This window comes from Clostridium paraputrificum AGR2156 (genome assembly GCF_000424025.1).
In the GTDB taxonomy this organism is placed as follows: domain Bacteria; phylum Bacillota; class Clostridia; order Clostridiales; family Clostridiaceae; genus Clostridium; species Clostridium paraputrificum.
In genome coordinates this window covers 1-23,782 of the sequence record NZ_AUJC01000004.1, presented here as the reverse complement: position 1 = coordinate 23,782, position 23,782 = coordinate 1, and the positions used below count along the sequence as shown (strand labels likewise).

Genomic DNA, 23,782 nt, shown 5'->3' with positions numbered 1-23,782 from the left:
AAAGTAAATAAAAAAAAGTATTGAATCCAATACTTTTTTTTACATAATATTAAATAAATAATAACAAATTTAACTTTTTTCTCTTTTGCTACTATTGCCTATTCTTTAATTTTTCTTCTACTAATCTAATAAGTTCTTTCTTATCTTCTTCACTATTTACTATATCTAACTTATCCATATCTATAATTACAACATCTGAAGCACTATAACAATTATTAACCCAGTAATCATACCCTTCCCAAAGGAACTTGTAATATTCCATTAGGGAATCATCTACTTCAAATTCTCTACCTCTAAGCTTTATTCTATTTATTACAGTATCAAATGACCCCTTTAAATAAACCATTAAGTCTGGAGCTTTCTTTGGTATTTCCTTTAACTCCTCCATCATATTTTCTAAAAGATCTTCATATATCTTCATTTCTAATTCTGATATTCTACCAAGTTCCATATTCTTTTTAGCAAAATACCAATCTTCATAAATAGATCTATCTAAAACATTATTATCAGCGTATAATGCTTCCTTAATACTCTTAAATCTAGTATTTAAGAAATAAAGTTGTAGCAAAAAAGGATATCTCTTTTTTTGAATTTCCTCTTCTGATTCACTATAAAAAAGGGGTAGTAATGGATTATCATCTACACTTTCATAGAATACTTCCGAATTAAAATGTTCCCCTAAAACCTTTGATACTGAGCTTTTTCCTAAGCCTATCATCCCTCCAACAACTATCACCATGATTCACCTATCCTTACTTTATCTTTAATTCATTTATAAGAATACAAAGTTACTCTTCCTTAGTCAAGAGAAAGATTTACTAATTAAAATACTTTGCATTATTGTTCAAAGTAAGCTATACTTAGAAAGTTAGTGTCGATACAATAAATTTATTTAAATATATACATGAAGGGAAAATTACATGAAAGAAATTACATTCAGAGATTTAAAATTAAAAGAAACATTATTAAGCGCAATTGATGACTTAGGATATATTAATCCTTCTCAAATTCAAGCTGAGGCTATTCCTTTAGCAATAGAAGGATATGACATAATAGGGCAAGCTCAAACAGGTACAGGAAAGACAGCAGCTTTTGGATGCTCAATAATTAATAATATTAAAAGAGGAAAAGATATATCTTCTATAATATTAACTCCTACAAGAGAATTAGCTATCCAAATATATGAAGAATTAAACAAACTTTCTAAATACGATAAGTTAAAAGTTCTTCCTATATATGGTGGAGATTCAATCACAAGACAAATTAAAGACTTAAAAAGAGGAGTAGATATAGTTGTTGGTACTCCAGGAAGAGTATTAGACTTGATTGGCAGAAAGGCTCTTCCACTATCACATGTACAATTCTTAGTTCTTGATGAAGCTGATGAAATGTTAAATATGGGATTCATTGATGATATTGAAGAAATAATAAAGGAATTACCATCTCAAGAGGAAAGACAAACTTTATTATTCTCAGCTACAATGCCACAACAAATTAAAAAGTTAGCTCAAAACTATTTAAAGAAGGACTATAAAGTAGTAAATATAAAGAAAGTTTCAATGACTGTTTCAAAGATTACTCAAGGTTTCTTTGAAGTTAATCCAAAAACTAAGTTTGAAGCCTTCTGCAGAGTGTTAGATTTAGAAACTCCAGCATCATCAATCATATTCTGTAAAACTAAAAGAGGTGTTGATGAATTAGTTGAAGCACTTCAATCTAAGAGCTACGTTGCTGAAGGTATGCATGGAGATATGTCTCAAATGCACAGAATGAGAACTTTAAAGAGATTTAAAGAAGGTTCATTAAACTTCTTAGTTGCAACTGATGTTGCTGCAAGAGGAATTGACGTAGATGGTGTTACTCACGTATTTAACTATGATTTACCACAAGATGTTGAATCATATGTTCATAGAATAGGAAGAACTGGTAGAGCTAATAGAGAAGGTACAGCTTATTCTTTTGTTACTCCAAGAGAACATTCAATGATTAAGCAAATAAAGAATGTAACTAAAGGATCTATTCCTAAGTTACCAATTCCTACAGTTCAACAAATTATTGACTCAAAGTTCAATAGTAAGTCTAAAGAAATATTAAAAGAACTTAACGATGGTAACTTTGGTAAGTATCTAATACTTGCAAATGAACTATGTGAAAATAATAATCCTGTTGAAGTAGTTGCAACCCTTATGAAGATGCAATTTGATAAAGAAATGAGCTTTGATTATAGTAAGAATGCTTTAGAGGCTCCATCAAGCAATGACGTAAGATTATTCTTCTCTATCGGTAAGAGAGATAAACTTACTCCTAAGGCATTAGTTACTTATATAACTGAAAGAGCTAATATTAGCGGAAAGAAAGTTAATAAAGTAGATATATTAGAAAGCTTCTCCTTTGTAACTGTTGATAAAGATGTATCACAAAAAGTTCTAGAAGCTTGTTCTGGTAATAAAATTAACAAAAGAAAAGTTAATGTAGAAGTTGCTACTAAGAGAAGATAATAAAAAAGGCGAGATATCTCGCCTTTTTTTATTTTATATTTATTATATTCTCACTCCAGCTTCTTCATCTGATATAGGTATTAACGTGTCTCTTAAAAACCCTTTTACTCTACGTGCATAAAAATAAAAATCATCCCCTACTTTGCATCGTATATTAGTATTCTTTTCTATATTGTACTTTTTACCGTTATAATCTTCACCAATAAAAAAGTTTCCTTTTTCTTTTTTGATAATGCATCTGAATGTATCTGACAACTTAATTCCTCCCACTAACGTTTGCACTACCATTTTAATACACTTTTATTATTTTTTCAACATAATATTCCAATTAATTTATTTTATATAAAATTCTTTAACTGTATTCAACAATAAATAATAGATATTTATTATATTAAAAAATCACAAAATGTAGAAAACTATTTAAAGAATATAAATCTAACCTATAACCTACAAATGTATCTTTATTTAACTAGTATCTCTTCAAGATTTTTAGACAAACTATAAATGTAAGGAGTTGATGAACCATGGGAAATAAAAAACAACATAGAACAGACGGAGTAATTAATTCATCAGAAATTAGATTTCCATCGTCTATGAAGTCATTTAATACGCCAACCTCAGAATACTCTTACACTAGAGGGGAACATGCAAGTAAAACTGCATTCCAGGTCCCTACAAAATTTTAAAAAGAAAGGCATTACGCCTTTCTTTTTTATGCTCCTTCATTTAAGAACTCATATTGTGACATATATAAATTATAATAATTTCCTTTAATAGCCATTAAACTTTCATGATTGCCATGCTCTATAATCCTACCATCTTCAACAACCATAATTCTATCGCAGTCTCTAATAGTAGATAATCTATGGGCTATTACAAAGGAAGTTCTTCCTTGTAATAGTTTTTCAATACCTTGTTGCACTAACCTTTCAGTCTTTGTATCTATATTAGATGTAGCCTCATCTAATATTAGAATTCTTGGATCTGCAAGAAGCGCTCTAGCAAATGATATAAGTTGCCTTTGTCCAAGAGATAATCTTGAGCCTCTTTCATTAACTTCAGTATTATATCCATCTTCAAGATTCATAATAAAATCATGTGCATTAACTGCCTTTGCTGCATTCATTACTTCCTCATCAGTAGCATCTAACCTACCATATCTTATATTTTCCATAATTGTATCTGAAAACAAGAAAGTATCTTGTAGCATTATTCCCATGTTAGATCTAAAAGACTCTATATCCAAATCTTTTAGATTTTTACCATCAACTAATATTTCTCCAGAAGTAACATCATAAAATCTACTTAATAAAGATACTATTGTAGACTTACCAGCTCCTGTACTTCCTACTAGTGCTATTCTTTCTCCTGATTCAACTTTAAAACTAACATTCTTTAAAACATTTATTCCATCTTCATATGCAAAGTATACTTTTTTAAATTCCACATCGCCTTTTATATCCTCTACAACTTTTGCATTATCCTTATTTTTTATATTTCCTTTAATATCTAAAATATCAAAAATCCTATCTGCTGCTGATAAGTTAGTTACAAAAGTATTATAAAAGCTTGATATATTCATTATAGGTCTCCAGAACATTCCTACATACATAGAAAAAGCTAATAGGGTACCAATTTCTATTTCTCCATTAATGATTAAATTATATCCAACTGCAAATACCACTACTGTTCCAATTCCCCAAGCAAGTTCAGATAAAGGCCAGAAAAAATCATTAATTCTTACAGCCTTTATAAAGGCTTCTACCACTTGATGAACTAGCTCTTTAAACTTATTACTAGTATGGTCTTCTCTAGCAAATCCTTCAACTACTTTAATGCCTGAAAAATCTTCATGAGTAAAAGCATTTAAATTTGAACGTTTATTTCTATAAACTTCCCAGCGCTTTCTAGAAACTATATCAATAACCACCATTGCAGCACCTAGCAAGGGTAATAAAGCCATACATGCTAATGTTAACTTTACATTTAAAAATAACATTACTACTGAAACACAAATAAAACTTAATAATTCAGGGATTAATGATTGAATACTTTGATTAAATAAATTTTTTAATGCATTAACATCTCCAACCACTCTTGCTAGTATTTTTCCAACTGGCCTACTATCAAAAAACTCAAAAGATAAAGTTTGTATATGAGAATATAGTTCATGTCTTATATTAATTAAAATATTATTAGTTATTTCTGAAATCATATTCCATCTTATTCTTGAAAATACCCATGCAATTAGATTTAAAACAACTAAAACCACTCCTATTAATACTAATCCACTAACATCCTTATTAACAACTTTATCATCAATAGCTACCTTTAAAAGATAAGGATTGATAACTGAACATAGCATTACAAAAAACATTAATAAAATTACTATAACAGATTGTTTTTTATATGGTTTTAAATATTTTGATAATCTAATTATTATATCTTTTTTACTTCTTCTAGTTACCTTTTCATCTTGTTTTGTACTGTTCTTAGCCATTATATCGCCTCGCTTTCTAAGGCTTTAAAATCTTTAAATTGTTCACGGTAAATATCATAGTATATTCCCTTTTTCTTTACTAATTCATTATGCTTTCCTATTTCTCTTATTTCACCATTTTCTAAATACACTATTATATCTGCATTTTTTACTGCTGAAATTCTATGCGCTATTATAAATGTTGTAGAATTGCTATCTCTTTTTCTTAAATTTGCTAACAGCTCATGTTCTGTTTCCATATCTAAGGCTGATGTAGAATCGTCTAAAATTAGTATAGGAGCTTTCCTTACTAAAGCTCTAGCTATTGATATTCTTTGCTTTTGACCACCTGATAATCCTACACCTCTTTCACCAATTTCAGTTTCAAAAGATTGTGGTAAGTCTTTTATAAATTCGTAGCAACAAGCATTTCTACATGCTTTATCTATTTCATCCTTTGTGGAATTAAGATTACCAAATCTAATATTATTTATAACAGTATCTGAAAATAGGAAGACATCTTGTGGAACTATAGACATATTACTTCTTAATTTATTTAAGTTATATTCCCTTATATCAACGCCATCAATTAAAACCTCTCCATTGCAAACATCGTAATATCTACCAATTAAATTCATCAAACTAGACTTACCAGAGCCTGTTGTCCCCATGATTGCCACTGTACTTCCTGCTGGTATTTTAAGATTAATGTTCTTTAGTACCAAATCTTCATTGTACTTAAATGACACATTTCTAAGCTCTATATCTCCCCTTATATTTTCCGGGAAATATCCATCTTCTTTTCCTTGAATATTAGATATTCTATCCATAATCTTAAATACTTTTTTTGCTGATGCAATAGTTCTTGATAATAAGTCAGTAAGTTGCCCAAGCATTTTCATAGGCCATATCAAGTTCCAAATATAACCACTAAAAGCTACTAATACACCTAAAGTTATTTCTTCAGTTAAAACAAAGTATCCCCCTAAAATAATCATAATAACTAGAGATATATTTGTTAAAAAATCGATTGGAGGAAAATGATTCCCCATTATCCTTGCCTGCTCCATATTTAAATCATAGTATGATTTATTTAATTTATAGAATTTTTTAATTTCATACTTTTCCCTAGCAAATGCTTTTACCAATCTTACTCCTGCAATATTTTCTTGAGCCGTTGTATTAATTTCTGCTGTTTTATCACTTATCTTTTCATAACATTCCCCAAACTTTTTCTCAACCTTTATAGCTATTATTCCAATCGGAATCATAACCATAAAGCAAGCTAAAGCAAGTTTCCAATTAAGATAAAAAAGTATAATTGTAGATAAAACAAAATAAAATATATTTTCTACAAACAGTCTTAATCCATATCCAATAGTTTCCCATATAGTATCTGTATCTTCACCTATTCTTGACATTAGTTCTCCAGTATTCATACCATCAAAATATTGAAACTCTAGCTCTTGTATATGGTTAAATAAATCGTTTTTTAGTTCTTCACTAACCTTACTACTAGATGCATCATATAAATATTCTTTTAAATATCCTAAAATTGCTTTAACTATGGATATTCCTACTAACAATACTATAATTGGTACAAATAATTCCTTTTTCCCACCTATTATCCCTTCATCTAAAAAAACTTTTTGAAGATAAGGAACACATAAATCTACTGCAATTACCCCTAACATTGAGAGGCTTCCAATAATTAAACTCATTTTATACTTAAGTAAATAATTTAATATTCTTTTCATGATGTCACATCCCCTTTTTCTTGTCCATCTACTTTTGATTTATTCTTCTAAAGAATAAAAAAAGGTCATGGTAATACCACGACCTAAAAGTACATTGCTGCAGTTATACAAAAAGGTCATGGAACTATAGTCCATGACCTCTAATACTTCAAAATAAATCAATAAAGGTAAATCTTATTTAATCTTCTCTAATAAGATAGGACTATAGAAATATTCTTTTATTCTTATATTTACACTAATTAAATTAAACATAATCCTACCTCCTTTTAAATATTTTTACCATTTATTTCATTGTATATGTGTATCTAAATTTTGTCAATTATTATTTTAATAAACTATTCATATCTGCTTCTGTAATACCTAAAATCACCTCTAAAAGTGAATCATCCTCTACAACCTTCCAGTCATCACCTGACTTTGTTAGATTCACTACACCAGTTCTTTCTTCCACTGGTGCATCATTTATTGATTTTACTAATACATCAGTAACTAATTTTTCAGTTTCTTCATCAGTCATATTAGCAGCACCACTTTTCATAGCCTCTGCCATTAAATTTCCCATAAAATTACCTATTACAGTTTTAAAACTTACCCCTTTAATAGTTACATTAACTGTAGCTTTTTCACCATCAACTTTTTCATCTGTTGGTGAAACCTCTAATTTGCCTAACATGCTTATTATTGCATCTGCAGCCTCTTTAGGCATGTCCTCATCTGATAACTGTGCAGATATCATTTGTTGTGCTATCTTACTTTCAGTTCCACTTTTTACATCATTAAAATAGTCAGTTACATACTCTTTTGGACCTTTACTACCTCCACACCCTACTAATAAGAATATTGAAAGTATTAAAGACATTAATATTGATATTTTCTTTTTCATTATACCCCTCCTCTATTATAATTTACTACCTTTTATATTATTTGTAAACTTTTAACATGTTGTCTTAAATTTTTTTAAGATAATTTGTTTTAAAAGAAAAAAGGTTACATTATAACAATGCAACCTTCTAATCTATTATTCCTCACTTGCTAATTTCTTATATTTAGTATATCTTTCTAAGGCATCCTCTTCTGTTTTCTTAAATAACATTTCAGCTGTTTCTGGGAATGTTTGTGCTAATGATGCATACCTTACTTCTCCCATTAAGAAATCTCTAAAGTTTGCCTTTGGTTCCTTAGAATCTAAACTGAAAGGATTCTTCTTTCCTTGAAGTTCTGGATTATATCTATATAATGTCCAGTATCCACAATCAACTGCTCTTCTTTCCTCTTCTTGTGAGTTTGACATTCCTATCTTAATTCCATGAGCTATACATGGTGCATAAGCAATTACTAGGGATGGTCCATCATAGCTTTCTGCTTCTGTAATAGCTTTTATAGTTTGATTCTTATCAGCACCCATAGCAACTTGAGCAACATAAATATATCCATATGTCATTGCTATAGCTCCTAGATCTTTTTTCTTTGTTCTCTTACCTGATGCAGCAAACTTAGCTACCGCTGCTGTTGGAGTTGACTTTGATGATTGCCCTCCTGTATTAGAATATACTTCTGTATCAAAAACTAATACATTAACATCTTCTCCTGAAGCTAGCACATGATCAAGTCCTCCATAACCAATATCATATGCCCAACCGTCTCCACCAAATATCCATTGTGATCTCTTAACAAAGAATTCTTTATCATTAAGTATCTTTTTAGCTATTTCGCTATCTTCATTTAAAAGAACTTTTTCTAGTTTATTAGCTCTATCTCTTGTTCCTTCTCCTACATTCATATTATCTAACCAATCCTGTAATACAGCTTTGGTTTCCTCAGACATATCAGTTTCTAATGCTTTTCTAACATTATTAGCTATCCTAGTCCTAATTGTCTTTACTGCTATAAGCATACCTAATCCATACTCAGCATTATCCTCAAATAAAGAATTAGCCCAAGCTGGACCATTTCCTTCTTTATTTGCTGTATATGCCATTGCACTTCCACCAGCAGCCCATATAGATGAGCATCCTGTAGCATTGGATATCATCATCCTATCTCCAAATAATTGAGTTACTAGCTTAGCATACGGAGTTTCTCCACACCCTGCACAAGCACCATTATATTCAAGTAATGGTTGCTCAAATTGACTACCTTTAACTGTAGTTTTTTTCATAGGATTTGGTTTTATAGAAAGTTCTTCTACAGCATAGTTCCAGCATTCAATTTGTTCATGTTGGCTATCTTGAGGTTTCATTATTAACGCTTTACCTGGTGCTGGACATGTTTCTACGCAATTACCGCAACCAGTACAATCTAAAGGAGTTACTCCAATCATGTAATACATTGCCTCTCCTTTAAATCCATTAGCAGGTATTATCTTCATACCTTCAGGTGCATTTTCTTTTTCCTTTTCATTTATAAGGAATGGTCTAATCGTTGCATGAGGACATACATAAGAACATTGATTACATTGAATACAATTTTCAGGTATCCATTCAGGAACATTAACTGCTATACCTCTCTTTTCATATGCAGTTGTTCCAGACATAAATGTTCCATCAGTCATATCAGCATTTACAAAAGCTGATACAGGTAGTTTGTTTCCTTCTAGCTTATTCATTGGTTCACAAATATTTTTTATAAAGTCTGGAACATCCATATTTTCTTCAATTTTTCCATCTTCTTTTGCATCTTTCCATGAATCTGGAACATCTATTTTAACTATAGCATCTACCCCCGCATCAATAGCTGCATGATTCATATTAACAATCTTTTCACCCTTTTTACTATATGTATTAATCACTGCTTCTTTCAAGTACTTAATAGCATCCTCTACTGGAATTATATTAGCAACTTTGAAAAACGCTGATTGCATTATCATATTTATTCTTCCACCAAGCCCTACTTCTTGAGCAATCTTAACAGCATTAATTATATAGAACTCAATGTTGTTATTAGCTATATATCTCTTTAAATTTGCAGGTAATTTTTCTTCCACTTCTTCTGGCGACCAAATAGTATTTAAAACAAATTTACCACCCTTTTTAAGTCCATCTAATATTGGAAATGTATATACATAGGCTTGATTGTGACAGGCTACAAAGTCTGCTCTATCAACTTCGTAATGAGCCTTAATTGGAGTTTTTCCAAATCTTAAGTGTGATACAGTAACTCCTCCAGATTTTCTTGAATCATATGAAAAATATGCTTGAGCATACATTTCTGTATGATCCCCTATAATTTTTATAGCACTCTTGTTAGCACCAACTGTACCATCTGAACCTAAGCCCCAGAACTTACAAGCTGTTGTGCCTTCTTGAGCTACATCTATATCTTTAACTGGTTCTAGTGAAAGATTAGTAACATCATCCACAATACCAATAGTAAATCTATCCTTTGGCTTACTTTCTGAAAGATTCTTAAATACAGCTGCAATATCTGATGGTGTAGGATCTTTTGAACCAAGCCCAAATCTTCCTCCAATAATCATAGGTGCATTCTCTTTTCCATTAAATGCTTTTACAATATCTAAGTATAAAGGTTCTCCAATTGCCCCTGGCTCCTTTGTTCTATCTAATACAGCAATTTTCTTAACAGAAGTAGGTATAGCCTTAAGAAGTTTTTCTACTGAGAAAGGTCTATATAACCTGACCTTAACTAATCCTACTTTTTCCCCATTTTTATTTAAATAGTCAACTACTTCCTCAACGACTTCGGAAACTGCACCCATTGAGATAATAATTCTGTCTGCATCTTTTGCTCCATAATAGTCAAAGCAATGATACTCTCTTCCTGTAAGCTTTGTAATTTCGCTCATATAGTTTTCAACTACATCTGGTATATCTTCATAATATTTATTAATTGACTCAGCCATTTGAAAGTAAACATCTGGATTTTGTGCTGTTCCTCTAATAACAGGATGATTAGGATTTAAAGCTGAATTTCTAAAATCCTCTAATGCTTCATAGTCTATAAGTTTTGCAAGTTCTTCTTGCTCAATGACTTCAACCTTTTGAAGTTCATGAGATACTCTAAATCCATCAAAGAAATTTAAAAATGGCATTCTCTTCTTTATAGCAGTTAAATGGGCCACCCCTGATAAGTCCATAACTTCTTGAACAGAACCTTCACAAAGCATAGCAAAGCCTGTTTGTCTTGTTGCCATTACATCTTGGTGATCACCAAATATACTTAAAGAAGATGTAGCTATGGCTCTTGCTGAAACGTGTATAACAGCTGGTAACCTTTCTCCAACTATCTTATACATATTAGGTATCATTAGAAGTAACCCTTGAGAAGCTGTATATGTTGAACTTAAAGCACCACCTTGAAGTGATCCATGTAAGGCACCTGCTGCCCCTGCTTCAGATTGCATTTCTACAACTTTTACTGGCTCTCCAAAAATATTTTTCTTTCCTTTTGCTGCCCACTCATCAACAGTTTCTCCCATAGGTGTTGATGGAGTAATTGGATAGATTGCTGCAACCTCAGTGAACCCATAAGAAATGTGAGCTGCTGCTGTATTTCCATCCATTGTTTTCATTTTCCTCATACTGTTCCCTCTTTCTATTTTAAAATTTTATATACTATTTCAACAAATATATCTTTTACAAATATTAATAAATATATTTATAATATTTAGTATTTCTAACAATAATCTTTTTTATTTGTTAAGAATATTCTCAATAAAAACTGTTAATAATACCAATAGACCTATGATATATAAAATTTATTAAGAAACAAAAAATAGAGCTCTACCTTTTTTTATAGTAGTGCTCTATTTTTATACCTATTTTAAATCATATAACTTTGTATACTTTTCTTCTAAATACTCTAAGAAATACCTTGTTTTAAGTTCTTCTCCAGTTACTTTCCTAACTAATTCATCAGGAGTATATATTCCTCCATGAATATGAATATTATCTTTTAACCAGCTATTTATATAAGTTAAATCTCCATTAGCTAATTCTGACATTACAGAAGGATTATCCTTTAACATTTTATTTAAGAATTGTCCACCATAAAGATTTCCCAAAGCATAACTTGGGAAATATCCTATATTTCCAGCAGACCAATGCATGTCTTGAAGTACTCCTTCTTCATCATCTTGTGGAGTAACTCCTAGATACTCCTCATACTTCTTATTCCATACCTTAGGTAAATCTCCTACTTCTATTTCACCATTTATAAGTGCTTTTTCAATTTCATATCTAATTATTATATGAAGACTATAAGTTAATTCATCCCCCTCTATTCTTATTAGAGATGGTTTAACACAATTTACCCCCTCATAAAACTCATCTAAAGTTATATCTGATAAACTTGGGAACTTTTCTTTTATATGAGGTAAAATAAAGTTTAAAAACTCTTTACTTCTTCCTACTATATTCTCATAAAATCTTGATTGTGATTCATGAATTCCCATTGAAGCACCACCATCAAGTCCTGTGTTTACAAGGGTATCTGGAATATGCTGTTCATACAGTGCGTGTCCACCTTCATGTACAATACTAAAAATATTAGATAATAAATTATCCTCATAATAATGAGTAGTAATTCTTACATCCTTATTTCCCATATTTAAAGTAAATGGATGTGTAGTTTCATCTAATCTACCCGCTTCTTTATCAAACTTTATTACATCTAGTAAATATTCACTTAGCTCTTTTTGTGCTTCTATAGGATATTTTCCCTCTAATAATTTACTATTAACTACCTTAGTACTATTTTTAATTCTACCTAATAGATTTAAAATTCCTTCTTTTAACTCATTAAATAACTTATCTACCTTTTTAACTGTAAGCCCTTCTTCAAATTGGTTTAGTAATGCATCATATTTATTTTCCTTATATCCATAATACTCAGTAAATTCTCTTAATAAAGAAACTATCTTTTCTAACTTTGGTTTAAATATTTCAAAATCTTTTTTAGCTTTAGCTTCTTCCCATGCAGCTTCTCCTAAGGATGTGGCGACTGTATATTCTTCAAATTTATCTTGTGGAATATTTTTTATTTCATCATAGTTCTTTTTTAATGCTTTTATCATAGATCTGTCAACTAACTCTAATTCATTCATAATAGGATCAAAGAACTCTATAAATTCCTTTACTTTATCATCTGTTACCATCTTAAATATTTCTCCAGATAAAAATCCTAAAGTGTTTGCCCTTTGCTCAGTTGCTTTAGACGGCATACTCATTTTCATATCCCAATATGCTAAGGAGCTTAGTTTACCAAGTTCACTTATTCTTTGGTTGTACTTTTTAACTTCTTCTAACTTTTCTTGAATACTTACATTCATATTTTACCCCCTCAATAATAATTAAAATAGCCCCGAAGAAAATCAATTCTTCGAGACCTAATTAAATCTATAACCAAACCTGCGTTAGAAATAACATTATTAAAAAATAAATAAATATGATTCCTAATGCAAATGGCAGTACTAATTGAAACATTGCAACTATAAGGGCTATAATATCTCTTCCAGGAAGATTTTCTGCTTTAAGCTTTTTTATGCCTTCCTCTAGTTCACGCTTCTTTCTGTTTTTTTCTTCTATTTTTTCTATGTTTCTTTCAAATATTGCCACTAAAGCGCCCCCTTATAATCTATTTAAATCTTTATATTTCTCCAACTCTATGACAAGCAACAAAGTGTCCTTCTTTAATTTCTCTATATTCAGGTGCTTCTTTCTTACATTTATCAGTAGCATATGGACATCTTGTATGGAACTTGCACCCCTTTGGAGGATTAGCAGGTGAAGGTATATCCCCTGTTAATATAATTCTGTCTCTCTTAATTGTTGGATCTGGTATTGGAATAGCTGAAAGTAATGCCTTTGTATAAGGATGTAGAGGATTATCAAATAATTCATCCTTATCTGCAAGTTCAACCATTGATCCTAAGTACATAACTCCAACTCTTTGGCATAAATGTTCAACAACAGATAAATCATGTGATATGAACATATATGAGAATCCTTTTTCTTTTTGTAGTTTAACTAATAAATTAATAATTTGTGCTTGAATAGATACATCAAGTGCAGATACAGGTTCATCTGCAACAATGAACTCTGGATCAAGTGCTAGTGCTCTAGCAATACCTATTCTTTGTCTTTGTCCACCTGAAAATTCATGTGGAAATCTATCTATTTGATATTCAGCAAGCCCACATAGATCCATTACTTCTAAAACTTTCTCTCTTAGATTCTCTTTAGTAGCCATTTTATGATCTATTAAAGCTTCCCCAATTATTTGTCCAACTGTCATTCTCGGATTTAGTGAAGAATATGGATCTTGGAATATTAATTGCATCTTAGGTCTAAGTGCTCTCATTTCCTTCTTACTTAATTTACTTAAGTCTTGGTCTTTAAAGTATACTTTTCCCCCTGTAGGCTTAAGTAATTGAAGTATGGCTCTACCAGTTGTAGATTTACCACAACCTGATTCTCCAACTATTCCTAGAGTTTCTCCTTTTCTTACCTCTAAAGATACACCATCAACAGCTTTTACATTACCTATAGTTTTAGAAAAAAATCCACCCTTTATTGGAAAATATTTTTTTAGATTTTCTACTCTTAGTATAACTTCTTGTTCCATCTACTAATTTTCCTCCTTTGATGTATTTTCTTCATATAACCAACAAGCTACCTTATGGTTATCTTCTATTAATCTTAAATGTGGAATTGTATTCTTACATTCTGGTTTACAACATTCACATCTTTCACTGAAATAACAAGAATCAGGTATTCCAACAGGATTAGGAACTTGTCCAGGTATAGAATATAATTCTTCTTTTCTTTCAGTAATTATAGGTTTTGACTTTAAAAGTCCCTTTGTATATGGATGAGATGGATTTTTAAATATCTCCATAACTCCACCTTCTTCAACAACCTTACCTGCATACATAACAACAACATAATCTGCCATTTCTGCAACAACCCCAAGATCATGAGTTATTAATAAGATTGATGTATTAAGATCACTTTTTATCTTTCTCATTAAATCTAAAATTTGTGCTTGTATTGTAACGTCTAATGCTGTTGTTGGTTCATCTGCAATTAGAAGTTTTGGCTTACAAGCAAGCCCCATAGCTATCATAACTCTTTGTCTCATACCACCTGATAATTCATGTGGATAACAATCAACAATTTCATTAGCTCTAGGTATTCCTACCTCTTCTAATAATCCTATTGCTCTCTTTCTAGCAGTTTTCTTATCTAAACCTTCATGTAAAATTAAAGGCTCCATAACTTGAAATCCTATTGTAAATGTTGGATTAAGAGAACTCATTGGTTCTTGGAATATCATTGCGATATCCTTACCTCTAATACTTCTCATTTCTGCATCAGTTGCTTTTAATAAATCTTTGTTCTCAAATAAAATTTGTCCACCATCATTAAAGCCAGTATCCTTAGATACTAATCCCATAATACTCATAGCTGTTATTGATTTACCACATCCTGATTCACCAACAACACATACAGTTTCACCTTTTTTGACCTTAAAAGAAACATCATTTACTGCTTTAACTATTCCTGCTTCTGTTTTGAAAAAGGTTTTTAAGTTTTTTACTTCTATTAAATTTTCACTCATACCTCTTCCTCCTATCTTCTCTTCTTAGGGTCAAGTGCATCTCTTAGGGCATCCCCAAAAAGATTAACTGCCATTACTGTAATTACCATACAAGCACCTGGTGGCATCCAAAGCCATGGTCTTTTTTGTAAATCAATTGCTTTATTTGATGCTGAAATCATATTTCCCCATGATGGTGTAGGTTCAACTACTCCCATACCTAAATAACTTAATGCTGATTCAGTAAGTATTGCAGATGCAACTCCTAAAGTAGCGTTAACAATTATTGTAGGGATAACATTTGGAATTAAATGTTTTAAAATCTTTCTAGTATCTTTAAGTCCTAATGATTCTGTAGCTTGCATAAATTCTTGCTCTCTTAAAGATAATATTTCTCCTCTAACCAACCTTGCAATAGATGGCCAAGAAAGTAAACCAAGCATAAACATCAATGCTACTATTCTCATATTAGGATTTACTTTTAAATCAGACAACATACTTCCCATTAAAATTACTATTGGTAAGAATGGTATTGATAAGAATATATCTGTAAATGCCATTAAGAAATAATCTATTTTTCCACCATAATATCCTGCTATAGAACCTATTAAAGTACCCACAACAACTGATATAACAACTGATACTACACCAACTGCTATTGAAATTCTTCCTCCAACCATAACTCTTGTAAGTACATCTCTTCCAAGATAATCAGTACCAAACCAATGTTTTAAAGATGGCGCTGCTTTAATTAATGCGCTTCTATCATTATAACCATATGGAGATAATAACGGTCCTATAAAGGAAAATATAAACATAAATATTAATAAAGCCAATCCTATCATTGCGAATTTATTTTGCTTTAGTCTTCTTATAATTAATTTTCCAGGGGATTCAATTTCATAACTTGTTGCATCTTTTTTATCAACATTAGATTCATCTATTTCTTTTGCCTCTATTTGTTGCTTGTTTTTCTTTAATTTATCTAGCATCGTTTCCCCTCCTACTTTAATTTTATACGTGGATCAACCACTGCATAAAGAATATCTGATAGTAAATTACCCATTAAAGTAAGTACAGCCATGAACATATTAAATCCCATAAGTAAAGTATAGTCTCTATTTAATATTGCTTCATATCCTATTCTACCTATACCTGGCCATACAAATATTGTTTCAGTAATAAGAGCACCTGCAAATAAACCAGGTAAACTCATACCAATATAAGTTATTACTGGAATCAATCCATTCCTTAAAGCATGTTTATAAATAACAACCTTCTCTTTTAGCCCTTTAGCTCTAGCTGTTCTTATATAATCTTGGTTAATTACTTCTAGCATAGCTGTTCTAACGTATCTTATCAAAGATCCTGCTTGTAAGATAGTTAAACTAACAACTGGCAATACCATATGAATTAATACATCCTTGTAATAAGCAGCTCCTGTTAAATTAGAACCTGCTGTAGTCATTCCCCCTATAGGAAATAATTTAATCTTTAATGAAAATGCATTTATAAGCATAAGTCCAAGTAAAAAAGATGGTAATGATATAGAAACAAATGTCAGTATTGTAGTTGCCTTATCTGCAAGAGAATACTGTTTTGTTGCACACACTATACCTAATGGAATAGCAATTAATATAGATAATAAAAATGCTGTTCCAGCTAAAACAAATGAATTCCAAGCATAATCTTTTATAATTTCACTTACTGGTTGTCTTAACTTAAGAGACTCATCAAAATCTCCTTTTACTGCTTTCTTAAGCCAGTTTACATATCTTTCACCAAAAGGCTTATCAAATCCGTATACCGCTTCTAACTGCTCTAACTTTTCTACTGTCATATTAGGATTAACCTTAGTATCCAGAAAATTTCCTGGTGCTAAGTCAATAACCTTAAATAACAATATAGAGATTATTAGCAATGTAGGTATCATCTTCAATATTCTTTTTACTGTATATTGTAACATTTTCTCTCCCCATTTCTAAGTTCGTTAATTACATTTAATTGAATAATTAGAAAAATAAACTAATTTATTCTTCTAATTATTAGAGGCATTTCATTATGAAATGCCTCACAAATTAATTAGTGAACTATTATTCTGCTAAAGTTGCCTTATAAAGGTTCCAAGTATAGTGAACAAATGGTGAGTTGTCTAATCCTTTAACTCTTCCATTGTAAGCCCACATATCACTTCTTTGATATACAAATATATATGGTAAATCATTATTTAATTCAGTATATAATTGTTTATATAACTCTTTAGCTTTTTCTTTATCTAATTCTTTATTAATTTGATCATATAATTTGTCAACCTTCTCATTGCTGTAATTTGTCTTATTTTGAGAACCATTTGTTCCATAAACATCCATATCGTTAGGGTCATTAGTTAATCCCCAAGCCATGAACATCATATCCCAATCGTTACCTTGTTGCTTTTCTCTCATAGCAGTGAAGTCCATCTTTTCACTAGTGTACTTAACTCCTAGTTCTTTCCAGTCATCATTAGATACTGAAAGTATTGAATCTACAACATCATTATCAGAAGTACCAGTAAAGTTAATTGTTAATTTAACTCCATCTTTTTCTCTGATTCCATCTGCTCCTACTTTCCAACCAGCTTCATCTAAGATTTTCTTAGCTTCTTCTAAGTTGTATTCGTATTTATTATCACCTTCATAGTAAGCCCATGAAGCTTTTGTTTGAGGAACATTTATAACTTCAGCATACTTATTAAAGATTGAAGAAGTTATAGTTTGTCTATCTAAAGCAACTGTTAATGCCTTTCTAACTGCTGGATCTTTAAATTGTGGTTTATTATGGTTAAAGCAAATATATCCGTAACCATTTGTTGGATATAACTTGTATCCAAGATATCCTAAATCTTCACTATGACTTACATTATCTTCACTTACTGATAGATCAACTAAGTCAATATCTCCAGCTTCTAACATTTGAAGTTTTGTAGCTTCAGTAGTAACTTTATAAACTATATTCTTAATTCCAGGCTTTCCAAGAACAAAATTATCATTAGCTTCTAGAACTAATTCTTGTCCCTTTTTGTAGCTCTTGAAATTATAAGCTCCTGATGTTGGACCTGGATTTGTAAATGTTTCTTTTAATTTATCTGTATGTCCTTGAGAATAGTACTTAGCCATGTACGCTGCATTAACTGGTTGAGTACCTCCTAATACTATTTCAGCTGAAGAACTCTTTTCTACTAATGTAAACTTAACAGTTTTATCATCAACTATTTCAACACCTGATACTGAATCAGCTTTTCCTTCAAAATATTCTTGAGCTCCCTTAACTTTTACTCTTCCTGTTCTATAGTCTGCAATTCCTGTATAGCTGCTATCACAAGCTATCTTTATTGCCATTTCTACATCTTTCGCAGTAACATCTGTTCCATCAGACCACTTTGCGTCTTTTTTAATCTTATAAGTATAAGTTAGACCATCTTCTGAAATTTCTGGTAATCCTGCTAAGTATTCTCCCATAGAACCATCAGCTTGAGGTGCTGTTAATGCACCAAACATTAATTCAGTTGGATACATGTCATATGCACTTTCTGCATACAATGGATTAAATACTCCATCTGGTGCAATAGTACCAATTACTAAAGTATCCTTTCTATTTTTTGCAACTTCAGGATTATTAGTCATATCCTTAGCTTCATATGTTGTAACAACATCTGATGATAAATCTGTAGTACCACCATTACTTCCGTTATCACTTCCTCCGCATCCTGCTAATACAGATACAGAAAGAGCAGCTGATAACGCAATAGCTATTTTTTTACGTTTCATGTTTTTATCCCCCTTTATTTTTTATGTATGATTATTGCTTTATATAATTCAATATATTCATATTAACTAACATTTTATGTTAATCTTTTTATAAATATACTGACTATATTCATTACTAAGGTATTTATAATAAAAGGGTATCAGACAAGTTAATTACGTCTAACTACCCCATTGTTATCTAGATGTTCCTTATAATACCTAGTTACCAAAATTGTACCATATAATTAATATAATAGTAGGTGGCTTGTCCTTTGTCAATATTCTTCAATAAATTTATTATATTTTTAATAGTTTAATATAAAAATACTAGTTAACCTTAGCACTTTAATATTTTGTTATAAATTTTACAATTCTTTATATTAATTTGTCAATTTATTTTTTTAAAATTATATTATTATAATTTAATAAAAAAAGACTCAATGAATAACCTTAAGTTATTCATTGAGTCTTTTTTATTATTTATTTGCAAACTGACTATTGTATAATTTTTCATAGAATCCTCTATAATTCATTAGCTCTTCATGTGTACCTTTTTCAACAATATCTCCATCATTAATAACTAATATTAAATCTGCATTTCTTATTGTAGATAATCTATGAGCAATTACAAAACTTGTTCTACCGCTCATTACGTTTTTCATTGCATTTTGAATCATAAGTTCTAATCTTGTATCTACTGAACTAGTAGCTTCATCAAGTATTAAAATGGCAGGGTCAGCTAATATTGCTCTAGCAATAGTAAGTAATTGTTTCTCACCCTGAGATATGTTTGAAGCTTCTTCATTCAGAATCATATCATATCCATCTGGTAGGGTTTTAATAAAATGATGTACATTTGCAACTTTTGCTGCATTTATAACTTCTTCATCACTTGCATCAAATCTTCCATATCTAATATTATCTTTTATTGTGCCTTTATAAAGCCATGTATCTTGGAGTACCATTCCAAACATCTTTCTTAGCTCTTCACGCTTTATATCTCTAATATCTACGCCATCAATTTTAATAGCTCCTCCTTGAATCTCATAAAATCTCATTAGTAGATTGATAATTGTTGTTTTTCCTGCACCAGTTGGTCCAACTATTGCAACCATCTGACCACTTTTTATATCTACATTCAAATCTTTAATAAGAGTTTTATCTTCAAAGTAGCCAAATTTAACATGATCAAAGGTTACATTTCCCTTTGGATCCTTTAGTGTTATTGAATCTACTTTATCTTTTATTTGTTCTTCCTCATCTAAGATTTCTATTACTCTTTCCATAGCTGCTACAGCTGATTGCATAGCAGAAGATAATTGAGTTACTTGCGATAAAGGTTGGTTTATTTGCCATATATATCTTATGAAAGCTTGTAAGTTTCCTGTAGTAATTATTCCTCTAATTGCATCTATAGCTCCTATTGCTCCTATTATAGCAATTCCAATATAACTAACTAATGAAACAAGTGGAGACATTGTGCTTGATATAAACTGTGCTTTAAATCCAGTTCTACAAAGTTCATCATTGGTTTCCATAAACTCTTTTATAGAATCTTCTTGCTTTCCATAAAGCTTTATTTCATTAAAACCAGTATACATTTCTTGTACTTTACCATTTAATTTTCCCAGTGCCTTCTGCTGTCTATAAAATAGATTTTGTGATTTACTTACAATAAATCTTGATACTAATATACTTAACGGAATTATAAAAACAGCTATAAATGCCATTTTTATATTTATAGTAAACATCATTATAAGTGCAAGGGTAATTGATAAAAATGAATTAACAACTTGCACAAAACTTTGTTGAAGGGCATTAGATATTGTGTCTATGTCATTAGTTATTCTGCTTAATACATCTCCATAACTATTCCCATCAAAATAGCTTATTGGCAACCTTCTTATCTTATCTTGCACAGCATTTCTAAGTCCTTTTACTGTATTTTGAATTGCATTAGTTAAAAGAAAACTTGCAATATAAGTTGAAGCAGTACTTGAAACATAAACGCCCCCTAAAACTATCATTACCTTTATTACGTATCCAAAGTCAACTCCAGCTCCCTCAATTCCTTTCATTATATTGAAAGAATCCTCAGTTAATTGAGTGATTATTAATCCTTCAGTTACTGGAGCTAATGCATTAAATATTGCAGCTGAAATTATAAAAATTATGGCTCCAAAAAATGCCCATCTATAAGGTTTTATAAAAGGAGAAATTTTTTTAACTATAACTTTAAACTTATTCATATTCTAATTCCTCCTTTGTTAATTGAGATGATGCAATTTCATTATAAATTTTACAATTTTTTAACAACTCTTTATGCTTTCCTATTCCAACTATTTCTCCTTCATTTAGAACTACAATTCTATCTGCCTCCATTATAGACCCAACTCTTTGAGCAACTACTAACACAACAGACTCTTTTGTTTCTTCCTTAAGTCTTTCCCTAAGTATTGAATCCGTCTTAAAATCTAAGGCTGAAAAACTATCATCAAATATATATATTTCCGGCTTTCTTACTAATGCTCTAGCAATAGATAACCTTTGCTTTTGTCCTCCAGAAACATTCTTACCACCTTCACTTATTATTTCTTCAAATTGTTTAGGCTTCTTTGATATGAAATCATATGCTTGAGCTACTTTTGCAGAATGAACTACTTCACCTGTTTTTGCATTTTTCTTACCAAACTTTATATTGCTAGATATACTTCCTGTAAATAATAAAGTCTTTTGTGGTATAAAACCTATTTTCTTTCTTAAAGCCTTAAGGTCATAATCCCTTACATCAACACCATCAACTTTTATACTACCCTCGGTAACATCATAAAATCTAGGTATAAGATTTATTAATGTACTTTTACCACTTCCTGTACTTCCTATAAACGCAATCATTTCTCCCTTCTTGCATTTAAAAGATATGTTTTTAAGTACTGGCTCTTCTCCATTAGGATAAACAAATGTTACATTATCAAACTCAACTTCACCCTTTACTTCCGTTTGCTTTACTCCGTTTTCAGGGTTTTTAATTAAAGATTCTTCATTTAATAATTCCTCAATTCTATTAGCAGATACCTGTGCTTTAGGATACATTACAAATACCATTGAAAATAGCATTAATGAAAACATTGCATGAAATAAATATTCTATAAATGCAACTAATTCTCCTATTTGAAGAGTACCAGCATCTATCATATTACTAGAAACCCAGAATATTGCTAAAATTGCTACGTTAAGTAACAAAAAGAATGATGGCTGTGACACTGCCATCAGCTTAAATAACTTTTTAGATACACTTGCATATGCTTCATTTGTCTCTTCAAAACGTTCTTTTTCATGATTATCATTACCAAATGCCCTTATAACTCTTATACCTGTTAGATTTTCTCTAGATATTCTATTTAATTTATCTAGTCTTTTTTGCTGAGTTTCAGATAATGGCTCAGATATTTTAGCAATAACAATAACACCTATAACTATAAATGGTACAGTAATAGCAAGTACTGTTGATAGCTTTACACTAGTTCTAAGTATTAGTACTAGACTAATTCCAAACATAACAGGAGTTAATACTGCCGTTCTTAAAAGAGTATTAACAAATTGCAATAAAACAAATGCATCATTTGTAGTTCTTGTAATCATTGATGATATACCAAACTTATCATATTCACTATGAGAAAATTCTTGAGCTTTCTTAAAAATATCATTTCTTATATCTCTAGTTATACCAGTAGATATTTTAGCTGAACAATACCCTAAAAGAATTGTTCCTGCAACACCTAAAATTGAAATAAGTACTATAACTCCACCCATCCTTTTTATATATTGAATATCTTTATTAGCTATCCCACTATCAATTACTTTTGCCATTATAGTTGGTATTCCTAACTCTACCAGAGCAAATCCAAATACTGATATAACATTAACAACTACTAATAACTTATAATTCTTTAAATACTTCAATATCAGCCTCATATAATTCTTATCCTCCTTTATTAGTTATGTATTTCTTACTCAATTATATATCATATAATATATTATCTATTATTGTACATATTTTTATTTGTAAAAAAGTGGCGTAGATATTTATTTTTTGTTCCATAACAAAACTTATATAAAAAAAGAGAATAGCTATTGCTATTCTCTTTATAACTTGGCAACGTCCTACTCTCCCACACAGTCTCCCATGCAGTACCATCGGCGCTATAGAGCTTAACTTTCCTGTTCGGTATGGGAAGGAGTGTTTCCTCTATGCCATCATTACCAAATGCCTGACAGTCCAAATTTTATATTTGGTTACTGGAAGGTATGCAATCCCTTAGGATTGTATTCCTTAATCAGAGTTGTTCTCTGAAAATTGCACATAATTATTGAAATATCTTTAACTTGGTCAAGCCCTCGACCTATTAGTATCAGTCAGCTACATACATTACTGCACTTACACCTCTGACCTATCAACCTCGTGTTCTTCAAGGGGTCTTACTAGCTTATGCTATGGGAAATCTCATCTTGAGGTGGGCTTCACGCTTAGATGCTTTCAGCGTTTATCCCTTCCCGACTTAGCTACCCAGCTGTGCTCCTGGCGGAACAACTGGTGCACCAGAGGTCAGTCCATCCCGGTCCTCTCGTACTAAGGACAGCTCCTCTCAAATTTCCTACGCCCGCGACGGATAGGGACCGAACTGTCTCACGACGTTCTGAACCCAG

At 30.8% G+C, this 23,782-nt stretch carries 16 protein-coding genes and 2 rRNA genes; 1 reads left to right on the top strand and 17 read right to left on the bottom strand.

Annotation, left to right across the window (positions count from 1 at the left end):
- Nucleotides 1-91: 91 nt before the first annotated feature.
- Nucleotides 92-739 (bottom strand): deoxynucleoside kinase, encoded by a 648-nt coding sequence (locus tag G594_RS0103495; protein WP_027097292.1) that lies wholly within the window; start codon nucleotides 737-739, stop codon nucleotides 92-94.
- 181 nt (nucleotides 740-920) lie between these two features.
- Between G594_RS0103495 and G594_RS0103490 the strand changes: the two genes are divergently transcribed.
- Nucleotides 921-2,498 carry a DEAD/DEAH box helicase gene (locus G594_RS0103490; RefSeq protein ID WP_027097291.1) on the top strand — a complete coding sequence of 526 codons (1,578 nt, stop codon included), beginning with the start codon at nucleotides 921-923 and terminating at the stop codon, nucleotides 2,496-2,498.
- A gap of 42 nt (nucleotides 2,499-2,540) precedes the next feature.
- Here G594_RS0103490 and G594_RS0103485 read toward each other — a convergent pair whose 3' ends face one another.
- The 16 genes from G594_RS0103485 to G594_RS0103405 form a co-directional block, all read right to left on the bottom strand.
- The gene (locus G594_RS0103485) at nucleotides 2,541-2,753 is read right to left on the bottom strand and encodes a hypothetical protein (RefSeq protein ID WP_027097290.1); all 213 of its coding nucleotides are present in this window, start codon (nucleotides 2,751-2,753) and stop codon (nucleotides 2,541-2,543) included.
- Between the two features lie 457 nt (nucleotides 2,754-3,210).
- Complete coding sequence (locus tag G594_RS0103475) at nucleotides 3,211-4,998, bottom strand: ABC transporter ATP-binding protein (RefSeq protein ID WP_027097289.1); 1,788 nt, start codon at nucleotides 4,996-4,998, stop codon at nucleotides 3,211-3,213.
- Nucleotides 4,998-6,734 (bottom strand): ABC transporter ATP-binding protein, encoded by a 1,737-nt coding sequence (locus tag G594_RS0103470; RefSeq protein ID WP_027097288.1) that lies wholly within the window; start codon nucleotides 6,732-6,734, stop codon nucleotides 4,998-5,000. Before G594_RS0103470 ends, G594_RS0103475 begins: the two co-directional genes overlap by 1 nt.
- A 322-nt stretch (nucleotides 6,735-7,056) precedes the next feature.
- Nucleotides 7,057-7,617, bottom strand: coding sequence for a DUF5105 domain-containing protein (locus G594_RS0103465; protein WP_027097287.1), 561 nt, complete (start codon nucleotides 7,615-7,617; stop codon nucleotides 7,057-7,059).
- Between the two features lie 135 nt (nucleotides 7,618-7,752).
- Nucleotides 7,753-11,271 (bottom strand): pyruvate:ferredoxin (flavodoxin) oxidoreductase, encoded by a 3,519-nt coding sequence (gene nifJ / locus G594_RS0103460; RefSeq protein WP_027097286.1) that lies wholly within the window; start codon nucleotides 11,269-11,271, stop codon nucleotides 7,753-7,755.
- Nucleotides 11,272-11,508: 237 nt separating this feature from the next.
- Nucleotides 11,509-13,020 (bottom strand): carboxypeptidase M32, encoded by a 1,512-nt coding sequence (locus tag G594_RS0103455; RefSeq protein WP_027097285.1) that lies wholly within the window; start codon nucleotides 13,018-13,020, stop codon nucleotides 11,509-11,511.
- A gap of 67 nt (nucleotides 13,021-13,087) precedes the next feature.
- Nucleotides 13,088-13,306: a hypothetical protein gene (locus tag G594_RS0103450; protein ID WP_027097284.1), complete on the bottom strand. Its 219-nt coding sequence runs from the start codon at nucleotides 13,304-13,306 to the stop codon at nucleotides 13,088-13,090.
- A gap of 31 nt (nucleotides 13,307-13,337) precedes the next feature.
- Complete coding sequence (locus G594_RS0103445) at nucleotides 13,338-14,315, bottom strand: ABC transporter ATP-binding protein (protein WP_027097283.1); 978 nt, start codon at nucleotides 14,313-14,315, stop codon at nucleotides 13,338-13,340.
- A 3-nt stretch (nucleotides 14,316-14,318) separates the two neighbouring features.
- Complete coding sequence (locus G594_RS0103440; protein ID WP_027097282.1) at nucleotides 14,319-15,311, bottom strand: ABC transporter ATP-binding protein; 993 nt, start codon at nucleotides 15,309-15,311, stop codon at nucleotides 14,319-14,321.
- 11 nt (nucleotides 15,312-15,322) lie between these two features.
- Nucleotides 15,323-16,282 carry an oligopeptide ABC transporter permease gene (gene opp4C, locus G594_RS0103435; RefSeq protein WP_034865865.1) on the bottom strand — a complete coding sequence of 320 codons (960 nt, stop codon included), beginning with the start codon at nucleotides 16,280-16,282 and terminating at the stop codon, nucleotides 15,323-15,325.
- A gap of 11 nt (nucleotides 16,283-16,293) precedes the next feature.
- Nucleotides 16,294-17,256, bottom strand: a complete 963-nt coding sequence (locus G594_RS0103430) for an ABC transporter permease (protein ID WP_027097280.1) — start codon at nucleotides 17,254-17,256, stop codon at nucleotides 16,294-16,296.
- A gap of 127 nt (nucleotides 17,257-17,383) precedes the next feature.
- Nucleotides 17,384-19,096, bottom strand: coding sequence for an ABC transporter substrate-binding protein (locus G594_RS0103425; RefSeq protein WP_027097279.1), 1,713 nt, complete (start codon nucleotides 19,094-19,096; stop codon nucleotides 17,384-17,386).
- A 455-nt stretch (nucleotides 19,097-19,551) separates the two neighbouring features.
- On the bottom strand, nucleotides 19,552-21,324 hold the full coding sequence (locus G594_RS0103420) for an ABC transporter ATP-binding protein (RefSeq protein ID WP_027097278.1): 1,773 nt from the start codon (nucleotides 21,322-21,324) through the stop codon (nucleotides 19,552-19,554).
- Nucleotides 21,317-23,050 (bottom strand): ABC transporter ATP-binding protein, encoded by a 1,734-nt coding sequence (locus G594_RS0103415; protein ID WP_027097277.1) that lies wholly within the window; start codon nucleotides 23,048-23,050, stop codon nucleotides 21,317-21,319. The genes G594_RS0103420 and G594_RS0103415 overlap by 8 nt, the downstream gene beginning before the upstream one ends.
- Before the next feature lie 176 nt (nucleotides 23,051-23,226).
- Nucleotides 23,227-23,343, bottom strand: a 5S ribosomal RNA gene (gene rrf, locus G594_RS0103410).
- A gap of 118 nt (nucleotides 23,344-23,461) precedes the next feature.
- Nucleotides 23,462-23,782, bottom strand: a 23S ribosomal RNA gene (locus G594_RS0103405); the annotation flags it as partial.